Source organism: Brachybacterium sp. GU-2 (assembly GCF_030866705.2).
GTDB lineage: Bacteria > Actinomycetota > Actinomycetes > Actinomycetales > Dermabacteraceae > Brachybacterium > Brachybacterium conglomeratum.
Window position 1 is genome coordinate 1,747,370 of record NZ_CP133037.2, and the last position, 19,036, is coordinate 1,766,405.

At 73.4% G+C, this 19,036-nt stretch carries 15 protein-coding genes; 3 read left to right on the forward strand and 12 right to left on the reverse strand.

Going from position 1 to position 19,036, the window contains the following annotated elements:
* The first annotated feature begins 13 nt into the window (after positions 1-13).
* On the forward strand, positions 14-1,024 hold the full coding sequence (gene add, locus RBL05_RS07970; protein WP_308739962.1) for an adenosine deaminase: 1,011 nt from the start codon (positions 14-16) through the stop codon (positions 1,022-1,024).
* A gap of 36 nt (positions 1,025-1,060) precedes the next feature.
* Here the strand turns inward: add and dld are convergent, their stop codons facing one another.
* From dld to RBL05_RS07985, 3 genes are all read right to left on the reverse strand, one after another.
* The gene (gene dld, locus RBL05_RS07975) at positions 1,061-2,770 is read right to left on the reverse strand and encodes a D-lactate dehydrogenase (protein WP_308739961.1); all 1,710 of its coding nucleotides are present in this window, start codon (positions 2,768-2,770) and stop codon (positions 1,061-1,063) included.
* A 159-nt stretch (positions 2,771-2,929) separates the two neighbouring features.
* Positions 2,930-3,331 (reverse strand): GNAT family N-acetyltransferase, encoded by a 402-nt coding sequence (locus RBL05_RS07980; protein ID WP_308739960.1) that lies wholly within the window; start codon positions 3,329-3,331, stop codon positions 2,930-2,932.
* A 30-nt stretch (positions 3,332-3,361) separates the two neighbouring features.
* The gene (locus tag RBL05_RS07985; RefSeq protein ID WP_308739959.1) at positions 3,362-3,823 is read right to left on the reverse strand and encodes a carboxymuconolactone decarboxylase family protein; all 462 of its coding nucleotides are present in this window, start codon (positions 3,821-3,823) and stop codon (positions 3,362-3,364) included.
* A 309-nt stretch (positions 3,824-4,132) separates the two neighbouring features.
* On the opposite strand from RBL05_RS07985, the gene RBL05_RS07990 reads away from it, so the two are divergent.
* Positions 4,133-5,863, forward strand: coding sequence for a glycoside hydrolase family 32 protein (locus tag RBL05_RS07990; RefSeq protein ID WP_308739958.1), 1,731 nt, complete (start codon positions 4,133-4,135; stop codon positions 5,861-5,863).
* A 129-nt stretch (positions 5,864-5,992) separates the two neighbouring features.
* Here the strand turns inward: RBL05_RS07990 and RBL05_RS07995 are convergent, their stop codons facing one another.
* The 6 genes from RBL05_RS07995 to RBL05_RS08020 all read right to left on the reverse strand — a co-directional run bounded on the left by RBL05_RS07995 (position 5,993) and on the right by RBL05_RS08020 (position 12,071).
* A complete protein-coding gene (locus tag RBL05_RS07995) occupies positions 5,993-7,360 on the reverse strand; it encodes an 8-oxoguanine deaminase (protein ID WP_308739957.1) in 1,368 nt (455 codons plus the stop codon).
* A 106-nt stretch (positions 7,361-7,466) separates the two neighbouring features.
* Positions 7,467-8,402 carry an FAD binding domain-containing protein gene (locus RBL05_RS08000; RefSeq protein WP_308739956.1) on the reverse strand — a complete coding sequence of 312 codons (936 nt, stop codon included), beginning with the start codon at positions 8,400-8,402 and terminating at the stop codon, positions 7,467-7,469.
* Between the two features lie 4 nt (positions 8,403-8,406).
* Positions 8,407-9,195, reverse strand: a complete 789-nt coding sequence (locus RBL05_RS08005) for an ABC transporter permease (protein WP_308739955.1) — start codon at positions 9,193-9,195, stop codon at positions 8,407-8,409.
* A complete protein-coding gene (locus tag RBL05_RS08010; RefSeq protein WP_308739954.1) occupies positions 9,195-10,061 on the reverse strand; it encodes an ABC transporter permease in 867 nt (288 codons plus the stop codon). The genes RBL05_RS08005 and RBL05_RS08010 overlap by 1 nt, the downstream gene beginning before the upstream one ends.
* A 21-nt stretch (positions 10,062-10,082) precedes the next feature.
* The gene (locus tag RBL05_RS08015; RefSeq protein ID WP_308739953.1) at positions 10,083-10,916 is read right to left on the reverse strand and encodes an ABC transporter ATP-binding protein; all 834 of its coding nucleotides are present in this window, start codon (positions 10,914-10,916) and stop codon (positions 10,083-10,085) included.
* Positions 10,917-10,982: 66 nt separating this feature from the next.
* Positions 10,983-12,071, reverse strand: a complete 1,089-nt coding sequence (locus RBL05_RS08020; RefSeq protein WP_308739952.1) for an ABC transporter substrate-binding protein — start codon at positions 12,069-12,071, stop codon at positions 10,983-10,985.
* A 460-nt stretch (positions 12,072-12,531) separates the two neighbouring features.
* On the opposite strand from RBL05_RS08020, the gene RBL05_RS08025 reads away from it, so the two are divergent.
* Positions 12,532-13,188: a nucleoside deaminase gene (locus RBL05_RS08025; protein ID WP_308739951.1), complete on the forward strand. Its 657-nt coding sequence runs from the start codon at positions 12,532-12,534 to the stop codon at positions 13,186-13,188.
* Between the two features lie 82 nt (positions 13,189-13,270).
* Here the strand turns inward: RBL05_RS08025 and RBL05_RS08030 are convergent, their stop codons facing one another.
* The 3 genes from RBL05_RS08030 to allB are packed head-to-tail and all read right to left on the reverse strand — an operon-like array spanning position 13,271 to position 19,028.
* Positions 13,271-16,303, reverse strand: a complete 3,033-nt coding sequence (locus tag RBL05_RS08030; RefSeq protein WP_308739950.1) for a molybdopterin-dependent oxidoreductase — start codon at positions 16,301-16,303, stop codon at positions 13,271-13,273.
* On the reverse strand, positions 16,300-17,604 hold the full coding sequence (locus tag RBL05_RS08035; RefSeq protein ID WP_308739949.1) for an XdhC family protein: 1,305 nt from the start codon (positions 17,602-17,604) through the stop codon (positions 16,300-16,302). The genes RBL05_RS08030 and RBL05_RS08035 overlap by 4 nt, the downstream gene beginning before the upstream one ends.
* Positions 17,601-19,028 (reverse strand): allantoinase AllB, encoded by a 1,428-nt coding sequence (gene allB, locus RBL05_RS08040; protein ID WP_308739948.1) that lies wholly within the window; start codon positions 19,026-19,028, stop codon positions 17,601-17,603. The genes RBL05_RS08035 and allB overlap by 4 nt, the downstream gene beginning before the upstream one ends.
* Positions 19,029-19,036 lie beyond the last annotated feature (8 nt).

Genomic DNA, 19,036 nt, shown 5'->3' on the forward strand with positions numbered 1-19,036 from the left:
AGACCGCCCCGTCATGCCCAGCTACGATCGCCCGTTCATCGATTCCCTGCCGAAGGCAGAGCTCCACCTGCACATCGAGGGCACCCTGGAGCCTGAGCTGAAGCTCGAGCTGGCCCGCCGCAACGGTGTCGACATCGGGCAGAGCACGGTGGAGCAGGTGCGTGCGACGTACGACTTCACCGATCTCACCAGCTTCCTGGCCGTCTACTACCCCGCCATGGAGGTGCTGGTCACCGAGAAGGACTTCCATGACCTGGCCATGGCGTACTTCGAACGCGCCGCCGCCGACGGAGTGGTGCGCGCGGAGATCTTCTTCGACCCGCAGGCCCACACCAGCCGCGGCGTGCCCTTCGCCGCCGTGGTCGACGGGCTCTGGTCGGCTGTGCAGGAGGCACGGGGCCTCGGCGTGGAGGGCGCGCTGATCATGTGCTTCCTGCGTGATCACAGCGTCGAATCAGCCGAGGAGACGCTCGCGGCCTCGCTGCCCTATCGCGACCGGATCCTCGGGGTGGGGCTGGACTCCGACGAGCGCGGCAACCCGCCCGAGAAGTTCGCCGCAGTCTTCGACGCCGCGAAGCAGTCCGGCTACCGCCTGACCATGCACTGCGACATCGACCAGGAGCAGTCGATCGCGAACATCGCCACGGTGCTGCACAGGATCGGCGCGGAGCGCATCGATCACGGGACGAACATCCTCGAGGACGGCTCCCTGGTCGCCGAGGCGAAGGAGCGCGGGATCGGGTTCACCTGCTGCCCGCTGTCGAACTCCTTCGTCACCGAGCAGATGAAGGGTCAGGAGATCACCGACCTCCTGCGTCAGGGGCTGAAGGTCTCGGTCGCCTCGGACGATCCCGCTTATTTCGGCGGGTACGTGGGCGACAACATCGAGGCGCTGGCCATCGCCCAGGAGCTCAGCCGCGAGGAGGTCGTGCAGCTGGCCCGCAACTCGCTCGAGATAAGCTGGGCCGACCCTCAGCGCGTCGACGCGTGGGTGGCTCAGCTCGAGGAGATCGCCGCTCGATGAGAGGAGGGAGGGGCGCGGCCGGTCCGGCCGCGCCGCTCACCCCCACCCCTTCTTCGCCGACGTCTCCCCCACCCCGGCGTTGAACATGTTCAGCGGGTCGAGCTCACGGTAGTGGGCGACCAGATGCTCGGGGGCCGGGTAGATCCGGCCGTAATTGTGCTCGGCGGGGACCGCAGCCCCGCGGTCCACCAGCAGCTGCGTCATCCGCTTCTTCAACGCGACCGGGTCCACGCCCTTCTTCGCCACATGGTCCTGGTGCAGGACGTGGCAGAAGAAATGGCCGAAGTAGGCGCTCTCGAGCAGCTGGTCGGAGATCTCCTCGGGCAGGCGCTCCAGCCAGTCCTCGTCGTCGCGGCGCAGCGCCACGTCGAAGGTGACCATCTCCGAGGCCTCGGCGCGGCGCATGACGAAGCAGCGGCTCGCGGCGCTGGCGACGCCGAAGCGGATCAGGGTCGCGCTCTGGGCCTCGTCGGCGTCGCACTCGAAGAAAGCGCCCTCGTGCTCCGGCTCCGCGAAGAACTCGCGCAGGAGCCGCTCCGTCGCCGCGCGCTCGCTTCCGCTGACCACCAGCAGCAGATGGTGGTCGAAGCGGTCGCGGAAGTCGGTCAGTCGGCGCGGGATCCTCTCCGGCACCAGGGAGAAGAGCTTCTGGGAGATCGCATCGGCGGTGGAGGGTCCGAAGCCGGGCAGCTTCGCGAACACGCCGTTGGCCCAGGCCTTCAGCGCGAACATGCGCACCAGGGTGGCCGAGCCGGCGTGCTTGAGGGAGACGTAGGTGTCCTTGCCGTACTCGGTCGCGAGGTCGAAGGCGTGCGCGCTCATGTACTCGCCGGAGATCGGCAGCGGGCCCTCGGCGGCGAGGATGCGGCGGCGCAGCGCCTCGAGATCGGCAGGGCGGTCGGTGCCGATGTAGAAGGTGGCCTTGTCCTTCTCGAGCGGGAAGGTGCGGGTGCGCACGGCGAACACCATGATCTTGCCGGCGTTGCCGGAGGCCTCGTGGAGGAAGGTCGGGTCGGCGTTGAAGCGCGCCGGGGTGTCGACCAGCTGGCGCACGTGGTCCGCGTAGTCGGTGCCGGTGGAGTCGGGCGGCGGCGGGGTGACGTCGGCGGCGTCCCAGTCCCCGCGCTCGAGCCGGTCGAGGATGTGCGTGGGGTCGGTGCCGAGATCGATCCCGAGGTGGTTCACCAGGTGGATCCGGCCGTCCTCATCGACGCGCGCGAAGATCGCCTGCTCCGTGTAGGCGGGGCCCTTGCGGATCTGGGAGCCGCCGGAGTTGTTCGCGATGCCGCCGACGACGGTCGCGCCGATGGAGCTCGAGCCGATCACCGAGTGAGGCTCGCGATCGTGCGCGGCGAGCTTCTCCTCGAGCGAGAACAGGGTGGCGCCGGCCAGGCTGATCGCCTCGCGGGCATCGTTGATGAGGTGGATCCCGTCGATCCGCAGCGTGGAGAGAATGACGATGTCGCGGTCGTAGTCCTGGTCGCCGGGACCGGAGCCGCCGGTGAGACCCGTGTTCGCGGCCTGCGTGATGACGATCAGATCGTGGTCCACGCACACCTGCAGCGCCCGCCACATGTCCACCAGCGAGCCGGGCCGCAGCACGGCGAGCACGTCACCGGCGCCGAAGCGGCCGCCCGTGGTGAACGGCGCGGTGGCACGCGCCGAGGTGAGCACGTGCTTGCGCCCCATGATCCGGGTGAAGGCCTCGACGGCCTCCGCCGATCGCTGGTTCCTCGGTGTGCGCATTTCCGGCTGCTCCTTCGCCTCGGGTGCTGCGAGCACGCTGCGGTGCTCGGGGCCGTCGCGACCCCCTCGACAGCGTAGTCACCTGCGAGCGTCGCATGCGCGGCGAGCGCGACGACAGCGGCGTTCTCGGGCTGTGAGAGGCGCGGACGGCTGCTCAGTTCATGATGCCGTGCCGTCGGCCTCGGCGTTCGCGGCGCGCACGGCCTCGAGGTGCACGGACTTCACCCGGTCCACGGAGTCCGCGAAGTCGTCGTGGCCGCGGACCCAGCGCGCGACGTACGGGCAGACGGGCACGATCCGCTTGCCCTGCTCGACGCTCGCGGCTAGCGCGCCGCGGGTGAGCACGCCGGCCAGTCCCCGCCCGCCGAAGGCGTCGTCGATGACGGTGTGGTAGAAGATCCGCTGGTCATCGGGGTTCTCAGCCGGGGTGGTGAACATCGCGAAGCCTGCCTGGCGGCCGCCGACGAGGATGTCGAAGCGCTGCTTCCCGGGGTTCTCGCGCACCTCGACGGTCTCGTCGGCCGGGTCGACGGTCTCTGCGGGGGTGGTGTCGTCGGTCATCGGTGGTCCTTCCTGAGGAGGGCGCGGCGGTCAGCGGGCGCCGGGCACGGGGTGGTGGGAGAGCAGGGACAGACGGTTGTACGTGGTCATCAGCACCGCGGACCACTCCAGCGCCGCGAAGGCCTGCTCGCCGAGCACGTCGCGGGCGGTCATCAGGTCGCGGTCGCGGACCATCGGCTCGGGCAGCGTCGCGACCGTCTCGCCCAGCAGCAGCGCGGCGCGCTCGACGGCATCGAAGCTGGGCGAGTCGCGCCAGACGGGCAGCTGCGCGACCTGGTCGTCCGGCGCGCCGGCGCGCACGGCCCGACGGTGGTGGAGGTCCACGCAGAAGGCGCAGCCGTTGAGCTGGGAGATGCGCAGGTACATGAGCTCGAGCGTCGTCGTCGCGATCCCGGCGGACTCGTTCTGCTCGGCGACGGCGCGGCGCACCTCGCCGAGCAGGTCCCAGGCCTCGGGCGCGGCCTTGTCCAGGAACGGCAGCGGCCGTCTCATCACGCGCTCCCTTCGTCGGGTCCGTGCTCGCACACTAGTTCACCGGTGCCCGGGTGCGGGGCGGTTCCGCAGGACAACCGAGAGGACGCCCGGTCCGAGCAGGATGATCGCGTGCGGAGGTTCGGTCTCGACGTGCCCGGGCCGTGACCTCCCCGGCGCGGGCTCCCGGCGGCACCGGGCGAGTCGACGCGGGCACCGCTCTCCCGCGGCTCCTCTCACACCCGATGGAGATGCGCACCGCCCCTTCGCTACCGTCGGATGACCGCGTGATGGGGCGCACCGATCCAGTCGCCATGCCCCGGAGCCGCCATGACCCGCCTCGCCCGCCGATCCGTCCTGAAGCGCACCGCCGCGGGGATGGTCCTCGCCCCGCTCGTGCTGGGCGCGGCCTCCTGCACCGTGGGCGAGGACGATCCGGGGCCCGCCCCCGGCGACCGGACGGACACGCCCGAGGACGGGTCCGAAAGCTTCCGCCCCCGCTTCCATCTCACCCCTCCCACCGGCTGGATCGGCGATCCGCAGCGCCCCGTGCGGATCGGCGACACGCTGCATCTCTACGGGCTGCACCACGGCGAGCACACCGTTCCCGGCCCCACCGCCTGGGCGCACTGGACCAGCACGGACCTGGTCACCTTCACGCACCAGGGCACGGCGCTCGCAGGGTCCGACGGGGTCGACGTGTGGAGCGGCTCCGCGGTGGTGGACGAGCAGGACACCGCCGGCCTCGGCGCCGGGCGCGTGATCGCGCTGGCCACCCGGCCCACGGACGGCCGCGCCGAGCTGCAGGAGCAGTACCTCGCCGTCTCCGAGGACGCCGCGACCTTCGCTCTGGAGCCGGATCCGGTGCTGGCGAACCCCGACGGTCCCGCCGCGCGCACCGAGGAGGAGATCGCCCAGGCCTCCTGGTTCCGTGATCCGAAGCTGCAGCGGGACGAGGAGCGGGAGCAGTGGGTGTGCGCGATCGGCCGCGACCACCGCGTGTCCTTCTGGACCTCCCCGGACCTGCGCTCCTGGGAGCAGCGTGAGGACTTCGCCTACCGCGACTTGGATCCCGACGGCCCGGACCTGGGCGGGGTGGAATGCCCGGACCTGTTCCCCCTCACCGCGGACGACGGCACCGCGCACTGGGTGCTCGGCGCGAGCCTGGACGGCAGCGGCGCCGGCGAGCCGACGAACTACGCGTACTGGGTGGGCGTCTGGGACGGCGAGCGCTTCACCCCCACGGACCCCGCACCGCGCTGGCTCGACCGCGGAGAGGACTGGTACGCCGCGGTGACCTGGCCGTCCGCGGAGGACCCGGAGCACGTGCGCCACGCGATCGGGTGGATGAACAACTGGGCCTACGCGCGTGCGGCCTCTGCGACCGCGGCCTCCGACGGCTACGACGGCCAGTACTCGGTGGTGCGCGAGGTGCGCCTGGTGCGCGACGACGACGGCGCGCTGACCCTCGTCTCGACCCCGGTGCCGACTCTCGCCGCGACGGCGACCGCCGAGCGGGACCTCGCGGACCAGGAGGTCGTCCCCGGGGAGACCGACGGCACCGGATCCGACGACGCAGAGGAGGCCGAGGGGCTCACGGAGCTCGGTGCGCTGGGGCGCGCTGTCGCCCTCGAGATGGACGTGAGCTGGGACGATGCCGCCGAGGCGGCGGTGACCGTGGTCGGCTCCGCAGACGGATCCCGGGGCACCCGGATCACGCTCGGCGGCGGCCAGATGCGGGTGGACCGCAGCGGCAGCGTGCTCATGCAGAGCACGGCCGGCGCGGCCGACGAAGGAGCGGGCGCTGCGGACGATGCCGACCCGGACGGCGCCGCGGAGCCCTTCTCGGGACTGACCGCGGCGATCGCCCCGATCGATCCGACCGCTCGCTCCGCGCACCTGCAGATTCTGGTGGACACGCAGAGCGTGGAGGTGTTCCTCGACGACGGCCGCACCGCGATGTCGATGACCGTCCACCCCTCCCCCGGCGAGGAGCACGTGCGGCTGCACGCGGTGGGCGGAGCCGCCCGTTTCACGGGACTGCGCCTGCGCGAGCACTGAGCCGTCCGGCGTCGCACCCCCTCGGCACCGAATCTGCGCAAACGCTTGACCACCGACCGGCGAGCGTTCTACAGTCCCTGATCAAACGTTTGATCACGAGGGAGTGCGCGTACGCCCGTCGGCCGCCCCTCACCCCAGCGCGGCCGCCTGCAGGCGCTCGGCGGACCGCCGGTGCGCGCGCAGCATCTCGCCGAGCGCGGGCGCGACCGGCTCCCCGTCCCTCACCAGCACCTCTCCGGCCACGAGCGTGTGCCAGGCGCGGGCGGGGCCGGTGCGCAGCCAGCCCTCGACGGGGTCGGTGAGCGCGCCGGCGAGCGCGACGGGGTGGGTCTCCCACACCACGAGGTCGGCGCAGGCGCCGGGGCGCAGGTGCCCGATCTCGTCCTCCCAGCCGAGGCACTGAGCGCTCCCCCGGGTCGCAAGATCCAGCGCGTCGCGGGCCTGCATGGAGGCGGGGCCGTTGCGGAGCCGGCCCAGCAGGAGGGCGTTGCGGGTCTCCATCCACAGCGACGCGCTGTCGGTGGAGGCGGAGCCGTCGCAGCCGAGCCCCACTGTCATCCCGAGCTCCTTCCAGCGCAGGGCGTCCATCGTGCCGTGGCCGATCATCATGTTGGAGCTCGGGCACTGGGTGGCGGAGACGCCCGCGCGGCCGAGCCGCGCGACCTCGTCCTCGCTCGGGTAGATGAAGTGGGCGAGCCAGGTGCGCTCCCCCGCCCAGCCCACCCGCTCGAGGTACTCGACCGGGCGGCAGCCGTACACCTCGGCGCAGTAGTCGTCCTCGTCGTGGTCCTCGGCGAGGTGGGGGTGCAGGCGCACGCCGGTGCGCGCGGACAGCTCGGCGGAGGAGACCATGATCCGCTCGGACACGGAGAACGGGGAGCAGGGCGCGAGCGCGATCCGGACCATCGCACCGGAACTCGGGTCGTGGTGGGCGGCGATGACCGCTTCGGCGTCGGCCATGATCGCATCGTGGTCCTGGACGACGGACGCCGGGGGCAGGCCCCCGTCCTCGACGGAGCGGGTCATGGATCCGCGGGTGGCGACGAACCGCATCCCCACCTCGCGGGCGGCGCGCACCTGCGCGTCGACGAAGCCCGGGCGGGGGTGGACGTAGAGGTGGTCGGAGCTGGTGGTGCAGCCACCCATCAGCAGCTCGATCATCGCGACGTAGGTGGAGATCGCGATGTCGTCGACGTCCAGCTGCGCCCACACCGGGTACAGAGCGGTCAGCCAGTCGAACAGGGACCCGTTGATCGCCGGGGCGTAGGCGCGGGTGAGGTTCTGGTACATGTGGTGGTGGGTGTTGATGAGCCCCGGGGTGACCAGGCGCCCGCCGGCGTCGATCCGCTCGGCCGCCTCGGGCGTCGGCTCATCGGCCGCGCCGACGGCGGCGACCCGCCCGCCGGTGAGCGCGATCCAGCCGCCGGGCAGCTCGCGCCCGCGGTCCACGACCAGGTGCGCGGAGTGGATCAGGATGTCGCAGGGGGCGTGGGGCATGAGGGGTCTCCTGGGAGTCGGGTCATCGGGGGTCGGCCGACGGGGTCGTGCGAGGCCGGAGCGGCGCGGGACGATGCGTGTCGAGGTGCCTCAGGCGCAGACCCGCTCAGCGCAGGTGCCCGCCCGCGCCCTCGAGCGGATGCGCCGCCTCCCGCACCGGGGCGGGAGGGGTGCTGAGCTCGGCGACGATCTCCTGGGCGAGCAGCACGGACATGTCGCGCCGCCACTCGGGCAGGCCGTGGATGTCGTCGTGGACGAGCCGGGCCGGCAGCGCCGCCTCCACCCGCCGAGCCACCTCCGCGTCCCCGGCGCCGAGCGGCACCTCGAGCTGCACGGGCCGCACGGTCGCGGCGGTGATCGTCAGGCGCAGGCGCCCATCGCCCAGTTCGCGGCCGATGAGCAGTGCGCCGGAGCGGCCCAGGTTCGACAGGGACAGCCGCCGGAACGCCGCCCGGGACTCCAGCGACGCGCGCGGGATGAAGAAGGAGCGGATCAGCTCCCCGCGGCCGAGCACGGTGCGGCCGTCGCCGAGCACGAGCTGCGCGACCGGGACGCGACGCTTCCCGCCGCCCGGCGCCCACAGCAGCGCGTCGGCGTCCAGGCCCGCGAGCAGAGAGGTCATGGGCCCGGCCGGCAGGGCGGTGGCGACATTGCCGCCCACGGTGGAGGTGTTCCAGATCTTGAAGGAGGCGACGAACGCGTCGCAGCACGGGCGGATGAGCGCGGTCGCGGGCCACTCCTCGACGCTCGGGAACCCGCCCGCCCGCGCCTGCCGGGCCGTGCCGGGGCGGAGCACGCCGTAGGGCGCCTCGCTGCCGGGGAGCGCGTAGAGCTGGGCGATGGTGCAGGTCGAGGCGATCTCGAGACCGCTCTCCCACAGCTCCCACGGCTCCCAACCGGCCGAGCGCAGATCGAGCAGGCGGCGCAGGCGGTCGCTGCCGTACGAGAACAGGACCGTGCCGCCGCCGAGCCAGGCGTCCCCGGCCCGGAAGTCGTCGGGGTCGGCGGTGGCGAGCACCTCCTCGACGGTCGAGAGGTCCACGGGCTCAGACCGTCTGGCCCATGCGGCGCAGCACGAGCCGCTCGAGCACGGAGACGATGCCGTAGAGGAGCAGGGACGCGGCGGTGACGACCACGACCGACGCCCACACGCTCTCGTAGCGGGCGCGGGAGACGTCCGAGACGATCTGGTAGCCGATGCCCTGACCGGTGGCGAGCCATTCGGCCAGCAGCGCCCCGGTGAGCGCGCCCGGGATGGAGATGCGCAGCGCGGTGAAGAAGGCGGGCAGCGAGGCGGGCAGGGCGACCTTGCGGAACGCGGCGACCTTGGAGCCGCCGAACACGGAGACCACGTCCACCATCGCCGGGGACGCCGAGCGCAGCCCGAGCACGATGGTGACCAGCGCCGGGAACAGCACCACGACCCCGCCCATCGCGGCGACGGTGGCGGTGCCGCGGCCGAAGATGAGGATGAGGATCGGGGCCATGGCGACCAGCGGCACGGAGCGCAGCAGCATCGCGAGGGGCAGCAGGGCGTCCTCCACGCCGCGGATCAGGGTGAACGCCGCGGCGACGACGAGCGCGAGGGCGAGCCCGGCGACGAAGCCGATCGCCGCATCGGCGAGGGTGATGGTGAGGTTGTCCGCGACGGCGGCGCGGTGGGCGGCGGCGTCCTCGTCCAGCGCGAGGTAGCCGAACACGTCCAGCGGGCCCTTGCCGATGAAGCTGGAGACGTCCAGGATCCGCAGGCCGCCGGCCCAGATGGCGAGGACCACGGCCAGGGAGATCGCCACGCCGAGGGTGGAGCGGGAGAGGGACTTCAGGGCGTGGGTCATCAGGACCTGCCTCCTTCGGTGCCGGCGGACCAGGGGGTGGCGAAGCGGGCGATGAGCGCGAGGACGGCGAAGGCGCCGCCGGCGAGGAGCCCGCACACGATGGCCACGCCCCACACGCGCTCGATCTCGAGGGACTGCTGGGCGTTGACCATCGCGGGCCCGAGCCCGCGGTCCACGCCGCCGACGTACTCGCCGAGCACCGCGCCGAGCAGCGCGCCGGGCGCGGCGATCTTCAGGGAGCTCAGGACGCTGGGCAGGGCGGAGATGATCTGGACCTTGCGCAGCTGGGTGAGGCGGGTGCCGCCGTACACGGTGATCACGTCCAGCGCGGCCTTGTCGGCACTGCGGAGGCCCAGGATGGAGCCGACCAGGGTCGTGAAGAACACCGACAGGGCGGCGAGGACCACGGCGGTGCCGGAGGGGGCGCCGGAGGTGGGCGGGCCGAGGACGATGAAGATGATCGGGCCGATCGCGACCAGCGGCAGGCAGTAGCTGATCACGCCGAGCTGGGTGATGATCCGCTCGAGCGCGGGCACCACCATCACCACCCCGGCGAGCAGCAGCGCGAGCGCGTTCCCGGCCAGGTAGCCGAGTCCCGCCTCGGCGAGGGTGACGGACGCGTTGCGGGAGTAGTAGCTCCATCCGTCGGCCGCGAACTGGGCGATGATGGCGCCGGGGGTGGGGATCGCGCCGCCCTGGGCGGCGCCCGCCCCGGACAGGACGGTCGCGGCGAGCAGCCACCACACGGCGATGACGCCGAGCGTGCCGAGCGCGCCGAGCGCCCAGCGGGGCAGGGGCTTGCGCGGCCGACGGGGCGCGGCGGCGGGGGCGGGGATCTTCTCCGCGGCGGCGGTCGAGGTGGTCATGGGGTGAGTCTCCGTCCCGTCTCAGGCGCTCTCGGGGAGTGCGGCGGTCGGGGCGCCGAAGAGGACCTCGGAGGCGTGGTCGCACAGGGCGTGGAACTCGGGGGTGCGCATCATCTCGGGGGTGCGGGGGCGGGGCAGGTCCACGTCGAACACCTCGACGATCCGGCCGGGCCGTGCGCTCATCACGGCGACCTGGTCGGAGAGGAACACGGCCTCGGAGATGCCGTGGGTGACCATGAGGGTGGTGGCGGGCTTCTCGGTCCAGATCCGCAGCAACTCGAGGTTCAGGCGCTGACGGGTCATGTCGTCCAGCGCCCCGAACGGCTCGTCCAGCAGCAGCACCTCGGGCTTGACCACGAGCGCGCGGGCGATGGACACACGCTGGCGCATGCCGCCGGAGAGCTGGCCGGGCTTGGCGTTCTCGAAGGCGCGCAGGCCCACGAGGTCCAGGAGGTCGTCGATGTAGGGCTCGTTCTCAAGCTTCCCGGCGACCTCGAGCGCGAGGCGGATGTTGCCGCGCACGGTGCGCCAGGGCAGCAGGGCCGAGTCCTGGAAGGCGATGCCGAGGCGGGAGCTGGCCCGCAGCTCGGCGGGGCTCATCCCGTCCACGAGGGCGGTGCCGGCGGTGGGGGTCTCGAGACCGGCGAGGATCCGCAGGATCGTGGACTTGCCGCAGCCCGACGGGCCCAGCAGCGACAGGAACGCGCCGCGGTCGGCGGCGAGGTCGGTGTCGGTGAAGGCGGTGACGGGCTTCCGGCCGGAGGTGTAGGTCTTGCTGAGGCCCTGGAGGTCGATGCCGGTGGCGCCGGCCCGGGGCAGCTCGGGGGTGGGGCGGGGCGTGCTCTGCGCGGTCATTCTGGTGCCCTTTCGGGGTGCCGGATCAGGGAGGGGCGGTGCTGGCGGGGCAGTGCGTGGGTGGGGTCAGGCGGGGAGGAGGTCGGGGTTCTCCTCGTAGACCTCCTGCAGCAGGGTCGGGTCGAAGAAGGCGTCCTGGTCGACCTCGTGCCCGGCCAGGGCCAGGAGCTCGATGTTCTTCGCGGCGAGCTCGTCGGAGATGGTGAACAGGCCGTTCGCGTCGGTCTCGTCGCTGACCACGAGCTGGTTCTGGGCCTCGGCCTGGCGCTGCTCCTTCTCGGGGTCGAGCCCCAGGTCCGCGCCGTACTCCTCGTAGGCCAGGCGCGCGGACTCCTCGGGGTCGGCGAGGGCGTCCTTCCAGCCGCGCACGGTGGCGTCGAGGAAGCCCTTCAGCTCCTCGCGCCGCTCGGCGACGTTCTGGAGGGTGGTGACGAAGGCGCCGGAGACGAAGGGCAGGCCGTTGTCGGCCAGCGGCAGGTTCACGGCCTCGAGCCCGGCGAGGGAGACGGTGATCGCCTCGTTGGTCAGGGTGCAGATCTGGCCGTCGACCTCGCCGTTGATCAGCGGCTGGGGGTCGAACTGGACGGTGACCCGCTCGACGTCGGCCGGGTCGATGCCGTTGACCTCGAGGAGCGCATCGAAGAGGACCTCGTTGGTGCCGGTGGCGACGCCGATCCGCTTGCCGACGAGGTCGGCGGGGGTGGTGATGGGGGTGGCGGAGGTGGAGCAGATGGTGAAGGGGTTGCGCTGGAACTTCGCACCGAGCAGCACCAGCGGCGCCTCCTCCCCCGCGACCATCGACCCGGCCGCCAGCGGGGTCGTCATCCCGACCAGTGCCGAGTCGGACAGCACCATCGCCTCCGAGGAGGTGCCGGAGGGGCCGCCGGGGATGAGGGTGACCTCCGTGAAGCCGGCGTCGGTGTAGTAGCCGCGGGAGTCGGCGAAGTACTCGCCGGCGAACTCGGTGGTGCGGATCCAGTTCTGGTTCACCTCGAGGGTGCCGAGGCTGCCGCCCGCGCTCGCGCCGTCGGCCGACCCGGAGCAGCCCGCGAGGGCGAGGGCGGGGGCGGCGAGCGCACCGGCCAGCAGCAGTCGGCGGGAGGGCGCGGCGGTGACTCCGGGGAGCGCGGCGGGGGCGGCAGGACGGCGGTGCATCGAGGGCGCTTCTTTCCACTGGTTCTCGTCCGCGCGGTGGTCCTGCGCGGTATCGGGGACCGTGCGGCGCGTGGGGTCCGGGGCGGCCGACGGGGGCCGGGACCGGGCTGCGCAGGAACTCCTGCGCAGCAGGTGCTCCGCAACAGGTCATCCGATGGCGGCCACGCTATGGAACGGCTGTTTCGTGAGGGGTGCGCTCCTGTTTCGGGGGCGTAACACGGGACCCGGGCAGGTCTCGGCCAGGTCTCGGACGGGTCTCAGCGCGGTCGCGGGATTGACGCGGGATCGACCTGGGCGGAGCTCGCCACGATCTCGTGCCTCACCGAAACACCGTCGACACATCCCGCGCCTAGCCTGGCCGCGGTCGGAGGGACGGATCGGCTCCCGTCACTCCCGCCACCCCACGCACCCACTCACCGGGCCGTCATCGCAACGGCCCGCGCTCCGCCGGGAGGCACCCATGGCCCCGCAGCACCGCTCTGACACCATCTCTCCTGTCACCTCCTTCGGCGCGTCGATGCCGGTATGGGTGGACGAGGAGGTCGCCGCGCTCGGGCACGGCCCGGTCGGGGACGGGCAGGAGGCGCGCACGGTGCTGATGCGGCTGCTGAACCGGCTCGCGGACCGCAACATGCGCGAGGGCGGCGGCGGGCCCTTCGCCGCGCTCGTGCGCGACCCCGCCAGCGGCGAGATCGTCACCGCCGGCGTGAACCGGGTGCTGGCGTCGGGCCTCTCCTCCATGCACGCCGAGGTCACCACCCTGTCCCTCGCCCAGGCGCGGCGCGGGACCTGGGATCTGGGCGCAGCGGGGGCGGCGCCGCTGGAGCTGTGGGTCAACGCCCGCCCGTGCGTCATGTGCTACGGCGCGACCATGTGGTCCGGGGTGAAGCGCCTGGTCATCGCCGTGGACGGACCGGAGGTGGAGGAGCTGACCGGCTTCGACGAGGGCCCCATGCCCGAGGACTGGATCGGCCGCTTCGCCGAGCGCGGCATCGAGGTGGAGACCGGGGTGCTGCGCGAGGAGGCGGTCCAGGTCCTCGCCGACTACCGCGACCTCGTCGCCGGCGGCGACGCGACCCTCTACAACGCCCGCGGCACCGGAGTGCACGCGAGCTGACCGCTCGAGCCCGGTCCACGACGGGCCGACGGGGTTGCCGACGAGGCCGCGCGCGTCGGCCCGTCGGCCGGTCCGGGCTCGCTCAGGCGACGCGGCCGGGGACGACGCCCGCGGCCTTCATCGCGAGGTACAGCCGGTCGCGGCTCATGGGCAGCGAGGTCATCCGCATGCCGACCGCGTCGCGCACGGCGTTGGTGAGGGCGGGGGCGACCGGGGTGTAGGGGCTCTCGCTCATGGACTTCGCGCCGAGCGGGCCGAGGCGGTCGCTGGTGGTCGCGAAGAGCACCTCGGTGCGGGGCACGTCCGCGTAGGTGGGCACGTGGTACTGGCGCAGGATGTCGGTGGTGACCTTCCCGGCGTCGTCCACGATCACCTCCTCGTGCAGCGCCGCGCCGAGGGCCTGCGCGGCGCCGCCCTGCACCTGGCCGCGGCACTGCAGGGGGTTCACGACGAAGCCGGCATCGGCCGCCTGCACGCTCTGCAGGATCCGCAGCTCGCCGGTGCGGCGGTGCACCGCGACCCGCACCCCGTGGACGTTGAAGGCGACGGAGCGGGGCGAGCCGTCCCAGTGCGCCTCGGCCTCGAGAGGCGAGTCCTCGGTGCTGCTCGCGGCGAGGTCCTCCCAGGTGACGAGGGTGCCGGTCGGGCCGTGGCGGAGGCCCGCTGCCTCACCCGCCCAGTCGCCTGCACGGTCGCCGCCGGGATCGCCGCCGCCGGGAGCGTGCGCGCCAGCAGGCGCGAGGCCACCGGCGGCAGCGCTCTCGTCGGCCGTCGCCACCCCGGCGAGCGCCGACGCCCGCTGGGCGAGCAGCCCGAACAGCGTCTGCGCCGCGTGGAGCGTCGCCTTGCCGGCGACGACGGTGCCCGCGGAGCCGTACGCCCCGGTGTCGTGGCCGATCAGCGACGTGTCCGACTGGAGGATCGTGAGCCGGTCGGGGGCGCAGCCGAGTGCGGCGGCGGCGAGCTGGACGTGGACGGTGGTGGTGCCGTTGCCGAACTCGGCCGTGCCGATGCGCACCTCGATCGTGCCGTCGGGGCGGAGCGCCAGGCGGCTGTGGGAGAAGTGGCCGCGCGGCGGGACGGTGTCCAGCATCGACAGCGCCATCCCGGTGCCGACGGCCCAGTCGGGCCCCGGCGCGCCCGCGTCGGCAGCCTCGTCGGCCGCCCGGCCGGCTCCGCCAGGAGCCCCGTCGGCCGGCTCCCCCAGCCCCTCACCAGGCGCGGCGAGCGCCTCCTCGACCAGGTCAAGGCACTGGTCCAGCCCGTAGGAGCCGTACTCGACGTCGGCCGTGGGGGTGGGCGAGGTGGAGATCATGGGGTCGCCCTCGCGGATCACGTTCAGGCGGCGGAAGGCGAAGGGGTCCATGCCGAGCTCGCGGGCGAGGTCGTCCATCGTGGACTCGACGGCGAAGACGGTCTGGCTGAGGCCGTAGCCGCGGAACGCGCCGGAGGGGACGGTGTTGGTGTACACCACCTCGGCGTCCACAGCTTTGACCGGGCTGTTGTAGACGGCGAGGCATTCGCCGGTGCCGTGGAACATGGTGCCGGGGCCATGGTTGCCGTAGGCGCCGGTGTTGGACAGCAGGGTGAGGTGCAGGGCGGTGAGTCGGCCATCGGTGCCGGCGCCGGCGCGGACCTTCAACCGCATGGGGTGGCGCACGGAGGTGGAGGTGAACTGCTCGGTGCGGGTGTGCTCGAGCTGCACGGGCCGCCCGGTGCGCAGGGTCGCGAGCGCCACGAGGTCCTCGGTGAACACCTCCTGCTTCCCGCCGAAGCCGCCGCCGGTGCGCGGCGCGATCACCCGCACCTTCTCCTCGTCCAGGTCGAACAGGCGCACCAGGGTGCGCTTTGCCAGATAGGGCACCTGGGTGCTCGAGCGGACCACGAGCGTCCCGTCCTCGTCGAGGGTCGCGATGGAGGCGTGGGTCTCGAGGCTGACGTGCTGGACGCGCTGGGTCTCGAACTCGCGCTCGACGACCACGGCGGCGCGGGCGAGCCCGTCGTCGAGATCCCCGACGCGGGTGTGCAGGGCGGTGACCAGGTTCGTCGCAGGATCCGCGATGCCGGAGGCGCCGGTCTTCTCGCCGTGCAGGGCCGGGCCGAAGCGGGCGAGGGCCGGGTCGGTGACCGCTTCGAGCACCTCGTAGTCGACCTTCAGGGCGCGCACCCCGGCCTCGGCGGCGGCGACGGTGTCGGCGAGGACGGCGGCGACGCGCTGGCCGACGAAGCGGACCGTGTCGTCCAGGACGCGGGTGTCCAGCGGGTCGTCGGCGAGGTGCTCGTGCTGGCCGGTGGAGAACAGGGTGGCCGGGGCGTCCTCGTGGGTGAGGACGGTGTGCACGCCGGGGATCGCGAGCGCCGCGGCGGTGTCGATGCTGCGGATCCGCGCGTGGGCGTGCGGGGAGCGGAGGATCTTCAGGTGCAGCAGCCCCGGCAGGGTGGCCGGGTCCACATCGAGCGTGTACGGCTCGGTGCCGGTGACGACGCGGCGCGCGGCCGGGGCGCCGAGGCTGCGGCCGGCGGCGGCACCGTCCTCGACGTGGACGTGTCCGCCGATCGCGTCCTCGATCGCGGAGTAGCCGGTGCAGCGGCACAGGTTGCCCTTCAGGGAGCGGGGCAGGTCGGCGCGGTCCCCGTCGGTCAGCGCGGCGGTGGTCATGATCATGCCGGGGGTGCAGAACCCGCACTGGAAGCCCTGCGCCGTGCGGAACGCGCACTGGACGGGGTGCTCGGGCGGGGTGGTGGGGCCGGCCGGGACGGGCGGGGTCGAGTCGGCCGACGGGGCTGCGTCGGCCGACGGGGCTGCGCCACCTGCCGGGATCTCGGTGGATGCAGGGACGGTCGCGGCGAGGCCGTTGATGGTGGTGACGGCGGAGCCGGCGGCGCGCACGGCGGGGACGACGCAGCTGTGCACGGGCTTGCCGTCCAGGTGCACGGTGCAGGCGCCGCAGTCCCCGCCGTCGCAACCCTTCTTCACACCGAGCCGGCCGAGGTCGCGCAGGTAGGTGCGCAGGCACTGGCCGGGGCGGGGCGGGGTCCCGGCGGGGGTGCCGTCGACGATCACGGGGGCTCCGGCCGGGGGTGCGGGGCGGGAGGTCTGCGGGGTGGTGGTCATGCGGGGATGCTTCCGTGCAGGGGGCCGGTGGTGGTGCGCAGCGGTCTCGCGGCGGCGCGGCCGGTGCGCTCGGCGACGACCTCCGCCATGACGGAGAGCGCGAACTCGGCGGGGGTGGAGCCGCCGAGGTCCAGGCCGATCGGCGAGTGCAGGGCCTGGAGCTGGGCGGTGGTGACGCCCCGTTCGAGGAGGCGGCGGATCCGCTCGTGGTGGGTGCGTCGAGAGCCCATCGCGCCGACGTAGGCGACCGGCAGGGAGAGCGCCGTCTCGACCAGGGGATCGTCGATCTTCGGATCATGACCCAGGCACGCGATGACGGTGCGGTGGTCGAGCCGCCCGGCCTCGTCCTCCTCACGGAGGTAGCGGTCGGGGCGGGCGACGACGATCCGGTCCGCGGCGGGGAACCGCTCGCGGGTGAGGAAGGTGCTGCGCGGGTCCACGACCGTGGTGTCGTAGCCGAGGGTGCGGCCCAGGGCGAGCAGCGCCGCGGCGAGGTCGGTGGTGCCGTTGACGATCAGGCGCGCGGCGGGGCGCCTCACGAGGAGGAACAGCTCGGGGGCATCGGGTGCGGGCAGGGCCGGGATGCCCTCGGCGGGCAGACCGCAGTCGACGGGAAGGGCGATGATGCCGGTCTCGCCGGCGGAGGTGCGGGCGGCGAGCTGTGCGGCGAGGCGGCGCACGAGCGCGGGGTCGACGGAGTGCACGGGCTCGCCGGTCGCGCCGGGCCCGCCGGTCGCATCGGCCTCGTCGGTCGCGCCAGGCCCGTCGGCCGTGTCGGCCTCGTCGGTCGCGCCGGGCCCGTCGGCCCCGCCGAGCAGCGCCGCGAGCGGGCCCTCCCACTCCCCCGCCTCGTCGGCGAGCGGGACGGGCAGGGCGAGGCGTCGGCTCGGGTCGTCGAGGCTCCACAGCAGCGCTCCCGGTGCACCGTCGAGCAGCGCGTCGAGTCCCGCGGCGGGGTCCGGGGCGGCGAGGGGCTGGACGAGCACGTCGATGCTGCCGCCGCACATGAGCCCCACCTCCCACGCGGCGGCGTCGGCGTAGCCGTAGGTGCGGCGCTCGGGCACGCCGGTGGCGAGCACCTCGAGACCCTGCTCGATGAGGTCCGACTCGACGCAGCCGCCGGAGAGGGAGCCGCGCACCAGCCCGCCCTCCCCGATCACCATCGTGGTGCCGAGCGGCCGGGGCGCGGAGCCCTCGGTCGCGACGATGGTGGCGATCGCGAGGGGCTTGCCGGCCTCGAGCCAGCGGGTGCAGGCCGCGGCGAGGCCACCCGGGAGCGGCGCGGCGAGGGTGTCGCTCATGCGCCCGCTCCCGCCTGCTCCGCGCCGGGCGCCGTCGCCCCGGGCCCCCTGAGGAACCGGCCGCGCGGGGACGCGTCCTCGTCGGCCGCGAGGATCTGCCCGCGCAGCACCGCATCGACCACCGCGCCCTCGAGCGCGAGGCCGTCGTAGGCGGAGAGCGGGTGACGGTGGGCGAAGCGGTCCGCGCGCAGGGTCTGGGGGCGGGCCGGGTCGTAGAGGATCAGGTCCGCGTCGGCGCCCACCTCGAGGCGGCCCTTGTGGGCGAGGCCCACGAGGTCGGCGGTCGCCCGCGCCATCCAGCCGCTCACCTGCGCGATGTCGATGCCGCGGGTGCGGGCCTCGGCGGCGACGGCGGTGAATCCGGCCTGGAGTCCGGAGATCCCGCCCCAGGCCTGCTGGAGGTCGGGGGCGCCGCGGTGCTTCTCCGCCGAGGAGGACGGCGAGTGGTCGGTGACGATCATGTCGATGAGCCCGGCCTCGAGGCCCTGCCAGAGGGCGTCGCGGTTGCCGGCGTCGCGGATCGGCGGGCAGCACTTGTACTCCGGCGACGCATCCGGCACGGCCTCCGCGGCGAAGCACAGGTAGTGCGGGCAGGTCTCGACCGTGAGCGGCAGACCCTCCGCCTTGGCCTGTTGGATGAGGTCCAGGGCGCGGGCGCTGGAGAGGTGGAGCAGGTGGGTGCGGGCGCCGGTCTCGCGCACCGCCTCGATGAGCCTCGCGATCGCGGTGACCTCGGCGGACTCGGGCCGGGAGGCGACGAAGTCGGTGTACTTCGCGGACGGCACCGCCGGGGCGGCGTCGATGGTGGAGGCGTCCTCGGCGTGGACGATCACGAGCCCGTCGAAGGTGGCGACCTCATGCATCGCCGCGCGCAGCTGGGCGGCGTCGACCGGCGGGAACTCGTCCACCCCCGACGGCAGCAGGAAGCACTTGAAGCCCATCACGCCCGCCTCCCACAGCGGGCGCAGCTGGGCGGTGTTGCCGGGGACGATCCCGCCCCAGAACCCGAGGTCCACCGCGAGTGCGTCGCGGGCGGCGGCCTGCTTCACACGCAGCGATGCCACGTCGATCGTGGGCGGGATGGAGTTCAGCGGCATGTCCACGAGGGTCGTGACCCCGCCGAGCGCGGCGGCGCGGGTGGCGGTCGCGAAACCCTCCCATTCGGTGCGGCCGGGCTCGTTGATGTGCACGTGGGTGTCCACGTTCCCGGGCAGCACCTGCAGACCGTCGGGGACGACGAGGGTGCCGGGCAGGCGCGGTGCCTCGTCCGGGAGCGGGCGGATCGCGGTGATCCGGCCGTCCTCGATGTCGAGCTCGGCCGCGACCAGCCGGTCCCCGAGCAGCATCTCGTGGGCGCGGACGGTGTGCAGCGCGCCGGAGCTCGTCCCGGCTTTCGTCGCGGCCGTCTTCCCTGGTCCTGGCATGTCCCGGG